13 protein-coding genes are annotated in these 14,832 nt (G+C 44.2%); 10 read left to right on the top strand and 3 right to left on the bottom strand.

Features of this window, described 5'->3' with window-relative positions; translation table 11 throughout:
- Nucleotides 1-211 precede the first annotated feature (211 nt).
- The 4 genes from ubiG (at nt 212) to yfaE (ending at nt 5,168) form a co-directional block, all read left to right on the top strand.
- A complete protein-coding gene (ubiG, locus tag F0231_RS07720) occupies nt 212-919 on the top strand; it encodes a bifunctional 2-polyprenyl-6-hydroxyphenol methylase/3-demethylubiquinol 3-O-methyltransferase UbiG (RefSeq protein WP_171759150.1) in 708 nt (235 codons plus the stop codon).
- Nucleotides 920-1,387: 468 nt separating this feature from the next.
- On the top strand, nt 1,388-3,670 hold the full coding sequence (nrdA, locus tag F0231_RS07715) for a class 1a ribonucleoside-diphosphate reductase subunit alpha (RefSeq protein WP_171759149.1): 2,283 nt from the start codon (nt 1,388-1,390) through the stop codon (nt 3,668-3,670).
- 83 nt (nt 3,671-3,753) lie between these two features.
- Nucleotides 3,754-4,887: a class Ia ribonucleoside-diphosphate reductase subunit beta gene (gene nrdB, locus F0231_RS07710; RefSeq protein WP_171759148.1), complete on the top strand. Its 1,134-nt coding sequence runs from the start codon at nt 3,754-3,756 to the stop codon at nt 4,885-4,887.
- Nucleotides 4,888-4,889: 2 nt separating this feature from the next.
- The gene (gene yfaE / locus F0231_RS07705; RefSeq protein ID WP_171759147.1) at nt 4,890-5,168 is read left to right on the top strand and encodes a class I ribonucleotide reductase maintenance protein YfaE; all 279 of its coding nucleotides are present in this window, start codon (nt 4,890-4,892) and stop codon (nt 5,166-5,168) included.
- Between the two features lie 76 nt (nt 5,169-5,244).
- Here yfaE and F0231_RS07700 read toward each other — a convergent pair whose 3' ends face one another.
- Complete coding sequence (locus F0231_RS07700) at nt 5,245-6,453, bottom strand: HD-GYP domain-containing protein (RefSeq protein WP_171759146.1); 1,209 nt, start codon at nt 6,451-6,453, stop codon at nt 5,245-5,247.
- Between the two features lie 295 nt (nt 6,454-6,748).
- Between F0231_RS07700 and purT the strand changes: the two genes are divergently transcribed.
- Nucleotides 6,749-7,924: a formate-dependent phosphoribosylglycinamide formyltransferase gene (gene purT / locus F0231_RS07695; protein WP_171759145.1), complete on the top strand. Its 1,176-nt coding sequence runs from the start codon at nt 6,749-6,751 to the stop codon at nt 7,922-7,924.
- Between the two features lie 73 nt (nt 7,925-7,997).
- Here purT and F0231_RS07690 read toward each other — a convergent pair whose 3' ends face one another.
- On the bottom strand, nt 7,998-8,648 hold the full coding sequence (locus F0231_RS07690; RefSeq protein ID WP_171759144.1) for a thiopurine S-methyltransferase: 651 nt from the start codon (nt 8,646-8,648) through the stop codon (nt 7,998-8,000).
- A gap of 336 nt (nt 8,649-8,984) precedes the next feature.
- Here F0231_RS07690 and F0231_RS07685 point away from each other — a divergent pair, with 336 nt between their 5' ends.
- Both F0231_RS07685 and F0231_RS07680 read left to right on the top strand, forming a co-directional pair.
- Nucleotides 8,985-9,758 carry a RelA/SpoT domain-containing protein gene (locus F0231_RS07685; RefSeq protein WP_171759143.1) on the top strand — a complete coding sequence of 258 codons (774 nt, stop codon included), beginning with the start codon at nt 8,985-8,987 and terminating at the stop codon, nt 9,756-9,758.
- 108 nt (nt 9,759-9,866) lie between these two features.
- On the top strand, nt 9,867-10,856 hold the full coding sequence (locus F0231_RS07680) for a DUF3187 family protein (RefSeq protein ID WP_171759142.1): 990 nt from the start codon (nt 9,867-9,869) through the stop codon (nt 10,854-10,856).
- On the opposite strand, the gene F0231_RS07675 is transcribed toward F0231_RS07680, so the two are convergent.
- Nucleotides 10,822-11,565: a sporulation protein gene (locus F0231_RS07675; protein ID WP_171759141.1), complete on the bottom strand. Its 744-nt coding sequence runs from the start codon at nt 11,563-11,565 to the stop codon at nt 10,822-10,824. The two genes, F0231_RS07680 and F0231_RS07675, sit on opposite strands and share 35 nt — an antisense overlap.
- 190 nt (nt 11,566-11,755) lie before the next feature.
- On the opposite strand from F0231_RS07675, the gene hutC reads away from it, so the two are divergent.
- From hutC to hutG, 3 genes are all read left to right on the top strand, one after another.
- Nucleotides 11,756-12,469 carry a histidine utilization repressor gene (gene hutC, locus F0231_RS07670; protein ID WP_171759140.1) on the top strand — a complete coding sequence of 238 codons (714 nt, stop codon included), beginning with the start codon at nt 11,756-11,758 and terminating at the stop codon, nt 12,467-12,469.
- Nucleotides 12,470-12,573: 104 nt separating this feature from the next.
- Entirely contained in the window at nt 12,574-13,785 is a 1,212-nt protein-coding gene (gene hutI, locus F0231_RS07665; RefSeq protein WP_171759139.1) for an imidazolonepropionase, read from the top strand.
- Nucleotides 13,778-14,776 (top strand): formimidoylglutamase, encoded by a 999-nt coding sequence (gene hutG, locus F0231_RS07660; RefSeq protein ID WP_171759138.1) that lies wholly within the window; start codon nt 13,778-13,780, stop codon nt 14,774-14,776. Before hutI ends, hutG begins: the two co-directional genes overlap by 8 nt.
- Nucleotides 14,777-14,832: the final 56 nt, after the last annotated feature.

Below are 14,832 nucleotides of genomic sequence, written 5' to 3'. Positions count from 1 at the left end.
CACTTCGGCATCACTTTCCCTATCCTTTTATTAGGTTGTGAGCTTGGTTGTGAATCAAGTGCTGAGAATTTGCACACTCGAATTTTATCTTGCTGATAAGTGACTATATTTTGCCCAGCAATTGAGAAAAGTGATCGCTTCTATGGAGTGTTTGCAGTGAACGAGTATAATGCGTTCAATTCAAGGAAGCTGGTTATTAGATAGAGTAGTTATGACCCAATCACAAAATGTCGATCCTAAAGAGATTAAAAAGTTCGAAGATATGGCCTCTCGCTGGTGGGATTTAGAAGGTGAATTTAAGCCCCTTCACCAAATTAACCCATTGCGTTTGAACTACGTCTTGGACAACGCTGGTGGTCTGTTTGAGAAGACTGTTCTCGATGTGGGTTGCGGTGGTGGTATTCTCGCTGAAAGCATGGCCAAAGAAGGCGCTATCGTAACGGGCCTTGATATGGGTAAAGAGCCACTTGAAGTTGCTCGACTCCATGCCTTAGAGACAGGCACTAAACTGACTTACATTCAAAGCACAATTGAAGACCACGCTGCTGAAAATGCAGGAAAATATGACGTAGTGACCTGCATGGAGATGCTGGAGCACGTGCCAGATCCGCTTTCTGTCATCCAATCATGCGCAGCTCTAGTAAAACCAGGCGGTCATGTGTTCTTTTCTACACTTAACCGCAACATTAAATCTTATCTCTTCGCAATTGTCGGTGCAGAGAAGCTGTTGAAGATAGTGCCAGAAGGTACTCACGACCACGATAAGTTTATTCGCCCAGCGGAGCTTATCAAAATGGTCGACCACACCGATCTAACAGAGACAGGGATCACTGGCTTGCACTACAACCCTCTAACGGATTCCTATAAATTGGGCAGCAATGTCGACGTAAACTACATCGTACATACTCAGAAATTTTAACATTTCCGACCCACTATATATTGTGGTTATTTAAAAGGCGGTAGCACAAGCTCACCGCCTTTTTTAGTACTTTTTTGAACGATAAATGTGCGTTTGATTCCAATTTAAACAGGTCAGTTATCTCCCTTAGATTTACTCAAAGATCAAGATATTTTTTTTTGTTTGTGGTTACTTATAAACCAGACATGAGCCTGTATTTTTGCGCAATATTGTCAGGTCTATTCTTATCAGTTAGTGGGTACTAACTGTTTTTTTTATTTTTGTTAGTTATCCACAAGTCATCCAAGATCTGTAACTTGAAAACTCAGTTCGATAGCACTATCTTGTAACCCGAAAACAGATACACCCCTATATGTTGTGTTTGCACTACAATATATAGATAGATTTTGATCACAAAGCTGGAACGATTTTTACAAGAATTACACAAAAATACGGCTTTTATCAGTTTTGTTAGGGAAATAAAGCAGAATGAACCAACAACTTACCGTTACCAAGCGTGACGGACGCAAAGAAAGTATTGATCTCGAAAAGATCCATCGCGTTATTACTTGGGCCGCTGAGGGCCTAGATAACGTTTCTGTATCTCAAGTAGAACTCCGCGCTCACATCCAATTCTACGAAGGTATCACGACAACTGACATTCATGAGACTATCATCAAGTCAGCCGCTGACCTTATTTCTGAAGAGACGCCGGACTACCAATACCTAGCAGCTCGCCTAGCAGTATTCCACTTGCGTAAGAAAGCATACGGCCAATATGAGCCGCCAGCGCTTTATGATCACGTATCACACCTAATTGAAATGGGTAAATACGATCAACACATCCTAGAAGACTACACAAAGGCTGAACTGGATGAGTTAGACGACTACCTAGATCACAAGCGTGACCTTGATTTCTCATACGCAGCCGTAAAACAGCTTGAAGGTAAGTACTTCGTTCAAAACCGTGTATCTGGTGAAATCTACGAGAGTGCTCAGTTCCTTTACATTCTTGTTGCTGCTTGCTTATTCGCGAACTACCCGAAAGCGACACGTCTTGATTACATCAAGCGCTTCTATGATGCGACGTCTACATTTAAGATTTCTCTACCTACACCGATCATGTCTGGTGTACGTACCCCTACTCGTCAGTTCAGCTCATGTGTTCTGATTGAGTGTGGTGATAGCCTGGATTCAATCAACGCAACCGCAAGCTCTATTGTTCGCTACGTTTCTCAACGTGCTGGTATCGGTATCAATGCGGGTCGCATCCGTGCGTTAGGTTCTGAAATCCGCAATGGTGAAGCATTCCACACGGGTTGTATCCCATTCTACAAATACTTCCAAACAGCAGTGAAATGTTGTTCTCAAGGTGGTGTTCGTGGTGGTGCAGCGACTGTGTTCTACCCATTGTGGCACGGTGAGTCTCAAGCACTGATGGTTCTTAAGAATAACCGTGGTGTAGAAGAGAACCGTGTTCGTCACATGGATTACGGTGTTCAGCTAAACCGTTTGATGTATCAGCGTTTGGTTGAAGGCGGTAACATTACTCTGTTCTCTCCTTACGACGTACCTGGACTTTACGATGCGTTCTTCGAAGATCAAGAAGAGTTCGAGCGTCTATACGTTAAGTACGAAAACGATCCTTCGATCAAGAAAGAGACTGTGAAAGCGGTTGAGATGTTCTCAATCCTAATGCAAGAGCGTGCTTCAACAGGCCGTATTTACATTCAAAACGTTGACCACTGTAACACTCACAGCCCGTTTGACGCTAAGGTTGCACCTGTTCGTCAATCAAACCTATGTCTAGAGATTGCACTTCCAACGAAACCACTGGTAAACGTTGAAGATGACTCTGGTGAGATTGCACTGTGTACTCTTTCTGCATTCAACCTTGGTGCTATTAAGTCCCTTGATGATTTTGAAGAATTATCTGAACTTGTAGTTCGTGCACTTGATGCACTGCTTGATTACCAAGACTACCCGCTTCCAGCAGCGTACAAGTCAACGATGAACCGTCGTACTCTTGGTGTTGGTGTAATCAACTTCGCTTACTATCTAGCGAAGAATGGCGTTAAGTACTCAGATGGAAGTGCGAACGGTCTTACGCACCGTACTTTCGAAGCGATACAGTACTACTTGCTTAAAGCTTCTGTTGCTCTAGCGAAGGAGCAAGGTAAGTGTCCATCTTTCGACGAGACAAACTACGCGAAAGGCCTTCTGCCAATCGACACGTACAAGAAAGATGTAGACCTAATCTGTGATGAAGAACTTCACTACGACTGGGATGGCTTACGCGAAGAAATCGTAACTCACGGCCTGCGTAACTCAACGCTAACTGCACTTATGCCATCTGAGACCTCTTCTCAGATTTCAAATGCAACCAATGGTATTGAGCCACCACGCGGCTATGTATCCGTTAAAGCATCTAAAGATGGCATCTTGAAGCAGGTTGTGCCTGAGTTTACAAAGTACAAAGACAACTACGAGCTACTTTGGAATATTGGTTCGAACAACGGCTACCTACATCTAGTGGGCATCATGCAGAAGTTTGTTGACCAAGCTATCTCTGCAAACACGAACTATGATCCATCGCGTTTCGAAAGCGGTAAAGTACCGATGAAGAAACTGCTACAAGACCTGCTAACTGCGTATAAGTTTGGTGTAAAGACACTTTACTATCACAACACTCGTGACGGCGCGAGCGATGACCAGAAAGACGCAGTACAACCACAAGACGACGATTGTGCAGGCGGCGGTTGTAAGATTTAACCCATAATCCCCTATCGGATTATTACGGCTTAACAAATTATTCGCCCCTCTCTTAAGAGGGGCATAAAAGGAATTGAGGCATCATGGCTTACAGTACTTTTAACCGAAATAAGAATGACCAACTAAAAGAACCAATGTTCCTAGGTCAATCGGTAAACGTTGCTCGTTACGACCAACAAAAATTTGAAATTTTCGAAAAGCTTATCGAAAAACAACTGTCTTTCTTCTGGCGTCCAGAAGAAGTAGACGTATCTAGCGACCGTATCGACTACAACAAGCTACCAGATCATGAAAAGCACATTTTCATCTCTAACCTAAAATACCAAACACTGCTTGATTCTATCCAAGGTCGTAGCCCGAACGTTGCTCTACTGCCTCTTGTTTCTCTTCCTGAAGTAGAAACTTGGATTGAGACTTGGTCTTTCTCTGAAACAATTCACTCACGTTCTTACACGCACATTATTCGTAACATCGTGAACGATCCAGGCCTAGTGTTTGATGACATCGTAGAAAATGAGCACATCTTAAAACGTGCTAAAGATATTTCTGGTTACTACGATGACCTTATTGAGTTAACGAACGATTACCATCGTTACGGCGAAGGCACACACGTCATCAACGGTGAAGAGAAGATCATTAAACTTCACGATCTGAAGAAGAAACTTTACGTGTGTCTAATGTCTGTTAACGCACTAGAGGCAATCCGCTTCTACGTAAGTTTCGCATGTTCATTTGCTTTTGCTGAACGTGAACTGATGGAAGGTAACGCGAAGATTATTAAGCTGATCGCTCGTGATGAAGCTCTGCACCTGACTGGTACACAGCACATGATTAACCTGCTTCGTAACGGCCAAGACGACTTCTCATTCATGCAGATTGCTGAAGAATGTAAGCAAGAGTGTTTCGACCTATTCAAAGAAGCAGCAGAGCAAGAAAAAGAGTGGGCAGAGTACCTATTCAAAGATGGCTCGATGATCGGTCTAAACAAAGACATTCTTTGCCAATACGTTGAATACATCACCAACATCCGTATGCAGGCTGTTGGCCTAAGCGCAGCTTACCCAGAAGCGACGTCAAACCCAATTCCTTGGATCAATGCTTGGTTATCATCAGATAACGTTCAGGTTGCCCCACAGGAAGCGGAAATTTCATCGTACCTTGTTGGTCAAATCGACAGCGACGTACGTGCAGACGACTTCAAGGACTTTGAACTTTAATTATGCCTAGCATTAAAATCAGTGGACTAACGCCAATCGAATCGCATCCATCCAATACTATTTTGGAGACATTGGAGAACGCTGGATTGGAGCCTGAATACCATTGCCGAGATGGTCACTGTGGTGCATGTCGCTGCAAACTCGTATCAGGAGAAGTTGAGTACGTTGGTTTTGCAATGGCCTATACACAAGATCAAGAGATCCTGCCCTGCATTAGTAAGGCAAAAACTGATATCGAGATTGAAGGGGTGAATTACTCTCTCAAAGAGAAGCGCGCTTAAAACTTCAGTCTCAACCAGAAACCAAAAAGCCCCTGATATCAATCAGGGGCTTTTTTAATATCTGTTATGTATTGGCTCAAGCCTCAAAAAATGGAGCAACATCTATTTTAAGTTGGCTTGGCGCTAATGCTTTTTTGATAGTGACTCGAGACGATTTCAAATTCACGAAACTCACATCAATAAAGCGTTGATGTTTCTGCGAATAAAAACATTTAACCTCAGGTTTCAATGGATCGCTCTGATTTGATGTCCAGACGATGCCCACTCTTCCATCACTTAATTCAACAAGCGCACCAACCGGAAAAACACCAATACAGTTAATAAACTTGTAAACCAATTCTTTGTCGAGATGATTTGGTGTCAAACTCAGCAGTATCTTAAACGCTTCGGCTGGACTCATCCCCTGTTTGTAACAACGATCCGCCGTCAACGCATCGTAAATATCAACGATACAACTCATTCGGCCATGAATCGGAATCTCATCAGCAGCAAGGCCTTTTGGATAACCTGTTCCATCAAGCTTTTCATGATGCATCAAGCAAACATCTCGACTCACATCGCTTAAGCCGGCTACCTTCATGATGATTTCATCGGCATACACTTGGTGCATCTTCATGTGCTCAAACTCTTCAGCAGTTAAACGAGCAGGCTTATGAAGAACCTTGTCATCGACTTTGATCTTTCCGACATCGTGGATAATGCCACCAATCGCCATCTGTTTTAGCGATTCTTTAGGCATTTCTAAATGCTTACCAAATGTCACCAATAAAGTGGCTACATTGACAGAGTGCTCAAGTAAATATTCGTCTTTACTGCGCAGCGCAGACACACAGTGAAGTGCATCAGAATCGAGTAAAACCGACTCAATTAAATCGTCCGCAAAATCATCAAGCTGATCGACTTCAATTGGTTTGCCATCAAAGGTTTGAGAAAGGATTTTTTGCGCTAATCCCTTTGCGTCTCGAATGATCTTCTGGGCTTTCTTCTGTTGAGAGAAACGACTGACCTTCTTTCGTTTTAGAGGCGATAGAGACTCATGCTTTTTTTCCGGCTCTGGCTCTTTGTCTTCAACGGGCTTAAACACACTGCCTTTTGCAGAGAGATCTTTATCAACCCAAGCGAACTTCACTCCACTTTTGGTCAGCTGATTGATCGCATTGTTTGAGCTTACTCGCCCAGCATGAGCAAGATTGACACGTTTGCTGTCCTCGATGGCAGTAACAAACATGCCGATCGTCAACGTATTTATAGGAATTTTTATAGAGTTCTTTGGATCGTACTGCATGAAAGAGAGCCAATGCGAATATATAGAGTGACTAGATTGATACAAATTATAGCGAGAAACGAACAGATTTACTTGATTGAATACGCAATAAGGTCATCATCAAGTAACAATTAATCCTAAAGTTGAGAGATACATCGCTTCAGTCCATAGATCTTCGACAAGTTTTGCTGATTCCTTCGAGCAACGTCTCAATGATTAAAAGTCCCTAACCAAGGTGCGCAAACGTTTGCTTTTTGCGTTGTAATCAGTATCATGCCCTTCAAATGACTTATCCTCTTTATCGTTAAGGTTAATTATGTTCGGTACAGCAACGGCTAAAAATGCAACTCGTGTTCTTCTACTTGGTTCGGGAGAACTCGGTAAAGAAGTCGCGATTGAGTGTCAACGTTTAGGGTTAGAAGTGATCGCTTGTGACCGCTATGAAAATGCCCCTGCAATGCAAGTTGCTCATCGTAGTTATACCCTAGATATGCTGGATGGCGACGCGCTAAAAGCCATCATCGACAAAGAGCAACCTGATTACGTTGTGCCTGAAATTGAAGCCATTGCAACGGATACACTGGTTGAACTTGAAGCTAACGGCTTAAACGTTGTACCAACAGCAAAGGCAACGAAACTGACGATGAACCGCGAAGGTATCCGTCGTCTTGCAGCTGAAGAGCTAAACCTCACAACCTCACCTTACCGTTTTGCGGACACATACGAAGACTTCACTGCAGCGATCGAAGCAGTTGGTATTCCTTGCGTGTGTAAACCCGTAATGAGTTCTTCTGGTAAAGGTCAGAGTGTTATTAAGACCGCAGAAGACGTTGAAAAAGCATGGAACTACGCTCAAGAAGGTGGCCGTACTGGCGCGGGGCGAGTCATCGTAGAAGGCTTCATCGACTTTGATTACGAAATTACACTGCTGACGGTACGCGCTGTTGATGGCACCCACTTCTGCGCACCAATTGGTCACCGTCAAGAAGATGGTGATTACCGCGAGTCTTGGCAGCCGCAAGCAATGTCAGACAAAGCGTTAGAAGCCGCGCAAAATGCGGCAGGTAAAGTTGTTAACGCACTGGGCGGCTACGGTATCTTCGGCGTGGAGTTGTTTATTAAAGGCGATACGGTTATCTTCAATGAGGTTTCTCCTCGCCCACACGACACTGGCTTAGTCACATTAATGTCTCAAGATAGCTCAGAGTTCGCACTTCATGTTCGAGCATTTACTGGCATGCCGATTTCTAGCATTACACAATACGGCCCTGCAGCTTCGGCAGTCGTGCTTGGACAAGGGACTTCGCAAAACATTCGATTCGATGGATTAACAGAAGCACTGGCTGCTCCTCAGACTCAAGTCCGTCTATTTGGTAAACCTGATATTGACGGTCGCCGCCGCCTAGGTGTTGCAATTACGCGCCGTGAGACGATTGAACAATCGATTGAAGATGCGGTGGCAAGCGCAAGTAAAGTAAAAGTGATTTACTAATTTATCTTGTTTTCAAAACTCGAAAGGCTTGGTTAATGACCAAGCCTTTCGTTTTTAAGCAAGAATGTAATCTCTATTCAATCTCAATCAAATAGACTTCTTCAGCAAACCGAGACAAACCTTTCTTCGCAATTTTGGGGTGATCGTCACCTGCTTCGTCACGATACAGCTTCGTCACCTTGAACTCTTCAAACAATGAACGAATCTCTAGCTCTGCGACAGAGAACGGAGGGCCTGCCATCTCTTCTTGAATGTAATCCAGACTAACCAACAAAATTCGCGCACCTGGCTTGAGCAGTGATTTGATCTTTTGCACATACTCCACACGCATCTCTTGAGGAAGCGCAACCAAAGAAGCACGGTCATAAACGATGTCTACAGGTTGAACAGGAGCCGTAAAGAAGTCCCCAGTATAGATGGAGAGCTCATCAAACTGAAACAGCTCATGCTGACCATTAACTGGCATTACCATTGGCGTGTAAAAATGTTCAGCAAAGAAAGCACGAACAGCAATATTGCTCAGCTCCACCCCTTGTACATCAGCATGTTTAGTCGCAAGCCAAACCAAGTCTTCAGATTTACCACACAGAGGGACAAACACTTTGTCTTCATGATTTGGTTTAGTGTGCTTCCAATATTCAATAAGTAGTGGATTCACATCCTCTAGGTGAAAACCAATCTGATTTGCGGCCCATTTGCCATGCCAAAATTCAGGATCTCTCATTATTATTCTCAATAGCTGACTTATATTACGCATAGCCTATAGCAAACACTTTGGAGTTGGTATCCCCAATTTTGGCCTCTTAACATTCTATTCAGATTAGGTTCATTTTAGATGGTTATACTTGGTTACATATTAAGAATGAACCTTGGTGATGGGCAAGGCTCTAACAGGTATAGAGGGATTTGAGAGGCACTTCTCAATTTTATGAAGAGCCAGAAATTGGCAATTGGAATTGCAAAAAACACCCCCATTTAGTTATTAGAGATGAGTAGCGTTAGTGATTGAATCTTTTTTCGACACCTTTTTAGCTAAGCCCTACACATCTAAGGAGAGTGAATGAGCCTATTTTTGCGAACTACGGCCCTGATGCTTTTAATGCTCAGCCGTGCCCCTGCATTTGCCGCTATTCCACCAGCACCAGGTAACGACGAGAGCCGTTCTACTAATCAGAACGAAGTGTGCTCCAAAGCATTCAAACACAACCTGAGTGGCCTTTACGGCATTAAATCAATGTCGACTTTCCCAACTCAACCGTATTCTGACTTCGATGTTCTTTACAGCAAAGCTCACCAAGCACAAGCTGAATTGGAAACCATCTGTAAAAGTACTGCGCTATTGACCTCAACTGACGCTTACTTCGCTGGCGTTAAATCCTCTGAACGTGCCAAAGAGAAAATTGCCTACGAACTTGATGGAAAAACCGATCGCATTACCGACCTAGCTCGCGCGACAATCGTTGCTGATGATATTGAAGGCTTGATGTCAGCGTATGAAGTGCTAAACCGCGAAACGACAGTCGTTAAAGTGAAGAACCGCTTTAAGAAACCGGGCGAATCTGGTTACCGCGATCTTAATCTGTTAGTTCAATTACCAAAAACAAACCTAGTGGCGGAAGTACAGCTCCACTTGAAAGCAATCGCTGACGTAAAAAGTGGCCCTGAGCACGCGCTGTATGAAAAAATTCAGAAGATTGAACGCACAGCAGCAATGGAATCTCGGGAGTTCAATGATTTAGAAGTCGCTCAGATTCGCACCATGCGCAGAGAGTCAAAAGAGCTCTATCAAAACGCATGGCAACCATACATCACCACGCACTTAAGTGCGGCTTAAAACACATTAACGGCTAACCGCTTTTCGGTTGGCCGTTTTTTTCGGTAAGCCTCTAACTTTTAAACTATATTTTTATCAAGAGACTAGTTTAAACGTTGGAGGTCAATCATGAGGGCTCATTACGGTTTACTTCTAGCTTCACTCGCTTTCAATTCATCTTTGGCTAGCGATGGCTTTGGCCCAGTGCAAAGCTATACGCAGTCTCCGTTTCACACTAACAACCTATCTCCTCTTCTTCGCTCAGGCTTTTCATTACCTGCTGATGAATACGAGCTTTTCATCTCCGGTACTGTATCAAGTATTTGGGCTGTAACCGATGAGTACGAACTCGACTACTATCAAAATCAAATCGCTCTAGGCGGAAAGTGGCAGCTCAATGATAAATGGCAAATCGATCTCCACTATCGATGGAACTATGCTGGAAACAACCACCTGGATGGGCTCACCATTGGTTTTCATGATCTTTTTTCTTTGGAGCAAAATGGTCGAAAAGATGTCTCTAACAATCGCTTTGTCATCAACATGCCGAACTATGGCATTGAGATAGAAAATTTTCGCGGCGAAACACTCAGCCACGCAATAACAAGCTACGCTCAGTATCAGTGGATTAACCATCAAAAACACGGTGTTTCACTAGGAGCCTCGCTCTATTACAACGACACAGAGCATGGCATTTTTAGTTCTTCGGATTTCGAACAAGCGTTGCAAATTAACTATGGCTATCGCCAACAAAAACACGCTCTAGACGTCACTTCTGCGATCACTTTCCGTAATACGCCAACGGTTTTTGAAAAAATGCCGTATCGAAGTAGCACTTGGTCTTTGGCGACCAGTTATCGTTATGAATGGTTCGTCAATCACACCTTTATTGGTCAGTTGGCGGTTTATCAGGGTGTTACTAACGACGGAGGCGAGTTCTCGGATCCTTCGACAGAGTTTACATTGGGCTATCGCTATCGTTTGAAAAACAGTGCGGTCGAGATAACAGCAGTAGAGAATATGTTTAATGCAGATAACAGTACCGACATCGCCTTCGGTGTGGCGTTTCGGTACCGTTTTGGAGCTACACAGAAAGAATCTGATTCACTGCGGCAGTGATGTCTGCATCACTTGCATTACGACTTAGTGAGAAAGAGATGTATTGGTCACCGCGCATACTCAACGAGCGGTCAACTTCCGCTAAACAGTGGACAAAACCGCCGTCTAGGATGAAAGATAATTCAATCTCTTTTTTGTTGATGAAACCATTGTTGCGGAATTCGATCTCTTGATAGCAACCCGATTTCGAAGAGAAATTGCCCCCGCGTAGGAAGCCTTTCTCAACGTCTGCTTTTACCATTCCAAAACCCGCTTGCTCAACGGCATTCAGTACCTTAGCGACAACAGGGAGCGGTTTAACTTCGACAAAATCGCGATCTTTAGGATCGATGGCAAAATCGATATCCAACGTCGTTTCAACCCAAACATGACACTGATTTTTGAGCGCATTCAACGCTGTTACTGGGGTTTCATCATCCAATTTGAATTCAAATGGCACTTGCTTCGTTTCATTTGGTTGAATAACAAAAGGCTGGACTGCTTGAAGTTTTCCGATAATAAAGTCTTGGTAACTGGTGCTTTCATCACTCTCAACTTTCACTTCAGTGCATAACTTTAGGTTAATAGCGTCAATCTGCTGTTCAACCTCTCCGCCTTTAATGTGAACCGTTCCTTTCAGAACTTCACCTTGAAACAGGGACATACTTTCTAGAATCGTATCGACTTTCGCAGCGCCAATACCTAAAGAAGCCTTCAACTTTCCAAACATAACTTATCCTTATAATTGTTTACATCCAATGATTTAACGTAATAGGTTTGAATCAGCAAGCTCTTTTTAGGGTTTAGTGTGGAAACGTGCGACTATTCCCCGATTCATGCCTCGAAAGTCCCTATAAACTTGCAAATCTTCACCAAATGTATAACCATTTGTATAGTCATAAATGCAAACAAAGAAAGTCATGAGTAACTCACCGCTATATCTTCAGATAAAACAGTTTATCTCTAGTCAGATTGATAAAGGCTATTGGCCAGTTGGACACCGCATTACGACCGAACTCGAACTCACTGAGCAATTCGGCGTATCGCGCATGACGGTTAATAAAGCGATCAGAGATCTTGTCTCTGAAGGTAGGCTTGTCAGACGCCCTCGCCTTGGCACATTTGTTTGCGCTCCAGACGATAAAGCGGAGTCACCACTGCTTGATATTCGTAACATCGCAAAAGAGGTAGAACAAAGGGGCAAAGACTACAGCAACAAAGTGCTAAAGCAGGTCGCTTTGGTTGCGGACGATGCCGTTGCCACCAAGCTAGGTGTCATGTTAGGCAGTCGCGTATTTTACAGTGAAATCATCCATTTCGAAGACAGTTCCCCAATTCAACTAGAACTTCGCTGGGTCAATGCTTCTTATGCTCCTAACTATCTAGAGCAAGACTTTTCCGTTATGACGCCCAATCAGTACCTTTCAGAAAATTGCCCACTAAGTGCGATTGAACATACCGTTGAAGCGATCGTCGCCGATGAGTCTGTACGCTCGGCACTGCGCCTTGGAATAAACGAACCTTGCTTGTTACTTAACCGAAGAACTTGGAGCAAGGACAAGCTTGTAAGCACTGCATTACTCTATCATCCTGGCACTCGATACAAATTAAGCTCTAAAGTATTACTAAATTAAAGAATTTCGTACTTTTTACTGATCACATTTTTGCAACATCACACTTGAACTCTCGATGAATATGACCCAATAATTGTATATACATTTACTACAGAGTCATACTGATGAGTTCAACGAGTGATTTAGTTTTAACCAATGTGCGCTTAGTTACTATGGAAAGTGGCGAAGCTGGCTACACACCCACGGCGCCATGTAACCTTGTGATTAAACAGGGTCGTATTGCATCAATCACTCAACACCCTGTCGAATCTACCAACTCGTTTGATTGCCAAGGTAAGCTTCTCACTCCGGGCTTCATCGATTGCCATACTCACCTAGTGTTTGCTGGCAGCCGAGCCGATGAGTTCGAAAAGCGCTTAAAAGGCGTGCCTTACCAAGAGATTGCAAAGCAAGGTGGCGGGATTCTTTCAACGGTACGTGCAACAAGACAAGCGAGCGTTGAGCAGTTAACGGAGCTTGCACTACCTCGATTAGACGGTTTGATTCGTTCGGGTGTCACCTCGATTGAAGTTAAATCGGGTTACGGCCTGACACTGGATGATGAAGTCAAGATGTTGCGCGCGGCAAAGGCGTTGGAAGCTCACCGAAAAATTAAAGTATCCACTACCCTACTCGCAGCTCACGCAGTACCACCTGAATATTCCGGTCAGGCTGATAAGTATATTGACCTTGTGTGTAATGAGATTATTCCCCTTGTTGCCGAAGATAAGCTCGCGACCAGCGTGGATGTATTCTGTGAGTCGATCGGGTTCAACCTAAAACAGACCGAACGTGTATTTAAATCCGCCATCGAGCATGGCCTAAAAATCAAAGGGCACACCGAGCAACTCTCTAATCTCGGCGGCACAGCGCTAGCAGCACAATACGGCGGGCTTTCAGCGGATCATATTGAATTCTTGGACGAAAATGGCGTTAAGGCGTTAGCACAGTCAAACACCGTCGCCACTCTCCTACCGGGCGCATTCTACTTCTTAAAAGAGACGCAACTTCCTCCTATCGAACTATTGCGTAAACTCAATGTGCCAATGGCGATTGCAACGGATTTAAACCCTGGGACATCTCCTTTCGCAGATTTGACTATGATGATGAATATGGGTTGCACTTTGTTTGGTCTAACTCCCGAAGAGTGCTTGCGTGGTGTTACGACAAATGCCGCTCAAGCCTTAGGGCATGGTCATGAGCGAGGTAAGATTTGCGTGGGCTTTGATGCCGACCTTACGCTATGGGATGTCACTCACTCAGCGGAGTTTAGCTACTTCCAAGGCGCACCTCGATTGTCTGCTCGTCTTGTAGCCGGAGAGTTCGAACATGTCTAATTCGCTCATAACCAACCAAGAGTTCCACTGGCAAGGTCGCCATGACGCTGAAGATGGCGATCAGGGTAAACGTGTCCACCATGTGATTAAGCAAATTCAGGTCGAAGAGCTTCAACCATACCGAAATGCGGTAAGCCTACTTGGGTTTTGTAGCGATGCTGGCGTCGCACGCAATAAGGGACGTATTGGGGCCAAACGTGCTCCTGATTTAATTCGACGAGCACTGGCGAACATGGCATGGCACAAATCAAGTTCTATTATCGATTTGGGCAATGTTATCTGTGACGATGACCTACTCGAGTCGAGCCAGTCGAAATGCTCTGACGTTATTGCCCTTGCTCTTAAATCAACCCCAGTTATCACACTCGGCGGTGGGCATGAAGTCGCTTGGGCCTCTTTCAAAGGATTAGCGAATTACTTTGAATTTTTAAACCCGGCAACACCTCCAAAAATTGGCATCATCAATTTCGACGCTCACTTTGACCTTCGAGCCTTTGATAGCGAGCACACCGACGTAAAACCGAGCTCGGGCACGCCGTTTAATCAGATCCAACACTACTGTGCTGAGCATAACTGGCCGTTTCACTATGCGTGCTTAGGTGTGAGCAGAGCAAGTAACACCCAAGCGCTTTTTAACCGTGCTGATGAACTCGGTGTTTGGTATATCGAAGATAAAGATCTCAATCATCTGAACCAGATCTATCACTTAACTCAGTTACAGCACTTTATCGACAATTGTGATTACCTCTATCTGACCATAGACCTTGATGTATTTCCGGCTGCAACCGCACCCGGCGTAAGTGCCCCCGCAGCAAGAGGAGTGAGCATCGATACGCTTTCTCCTTTCCTCGACAGAATTTTGCATTACAAACAGAAACTGGTGATCGCTGATATCGCCGAATATAACCCAACCTACGACGTGGATAGCCAGACCGCTCGGCTTGCAGCCCGTCTGTGTTGGGATATCGCGAACGCTTTCTCAGAAAAATAAAACATAAGGGCAGTGCTTGGGGATACGACATGTGTCCCAAGGACTAAATCGCCTCT

The organism is Vibrio sp. RE86 (genome assembly GCF_013114545.1).
In the GTDB taxonomy this organism is placed as follows: Bacteria; Pseudomonadota; Gammaproteobacteria; order Enterobacterales; family Vibrionaceae; genus Vibrio.
Note: the sequence above shows the minus strand (reverse complement) of the source record. Positions and strands in the feature narration are given on the sequence as shown.

What these genes read in the sequence shown, in the direction of transcription:
- nrdA (WP_171759149.1), top strand. Translation starts at nt 1,388, where the DNA reads ATGAACCAACAACTTACCGTTACCAAGCGTGACGGACGCAAAGAAAGT.
- F0231_RS07675 (WP_171759141.1), bottom strand. Translation starts at nt 11,565, where the DNA reads ATGTTTGGAAAGTTGAAGGCTTCTTTAGGTATTGGCGCTGCGAAAGTC.
- F0231_RS07680 (WP_171759142.1), top strand. Translation starts at nt 9,867, where the DNA reads ATGAGGGCTCATTACGGTTTACTTCTAGCTTCACTCGCTTTCAATTCA.
- nrdB (WP_171759148.1), top strand. Translation starts at nt 3,754, where the DNA reads ATGGCTTACAGTACTTTTAACCGAAATAAGAATGACCAACTAAAAGAA.
- F0231_RS07700 (WP_171759146.1), bottom strand. Translation starts at nt 6,453, where the DNA reads ATGCAGTACGATCCAAAGAACTCTATAAAAATTCCTATAAATACGTTG.
- ubiG (WP_171759150.1), top strand. Translation starts at nt 212, where the DNA reads ATGACCCAATCACAAAATGTCGATCCTAAAGAGATTAAAAAGTTCGAA.
- yfaE (WP_171759147.1), top strand. Translation starts at nt 4,890, where the DNA reads ATGCCTAGCATTAAAATCAGTGGACTAACGCCAATCGAATCGCATCCA.
- hutI (WP_171759139.1), top strand. Translation starts at nt 12,574, where the DNA reads ATGAGTTCAACGAGTGATTTAGTTTTAACCAATGTGCGCTTAGTTACT.
- F0231_RS07690 (WP_171759144.1), bottom strand. Translation starts at nt 8,648, where the DNA reads ATGAGAGATCCTGAATTTTGGCATGGCAAATGGGCCGCAAATCAGATT.
- purT (WP_171759145.1), top strand. Translation starts at nt 6,749, where the DNA reads ATGTTCGGTACAGCAACGGCTAAAAATGCAACTCGTGTTCTTCTACTT.
- hutG (WP_171759138.1), top strand. Translation starts at nt 13,778, where the DNA reads ATGTCTAATTCGCTCATAACCAACCAAGAGTTCCACTGGCAAGGTCGC.
- F0231_RS07685 (WP_171759143.1), top strand. Translation starts at nt 8,985, where the DNA reads ATGAGCCTATTTTTGCGAACTACGGCCCTGATGCTTTTAATGCTCAGC.
- hutC (WP_171759140.1), top strand. Translation starts at nt 11,756, where the DNA reads ATGAGTAACTCACCGCTATATCTTCAGATAAAACAGTTTATCTCTAGT.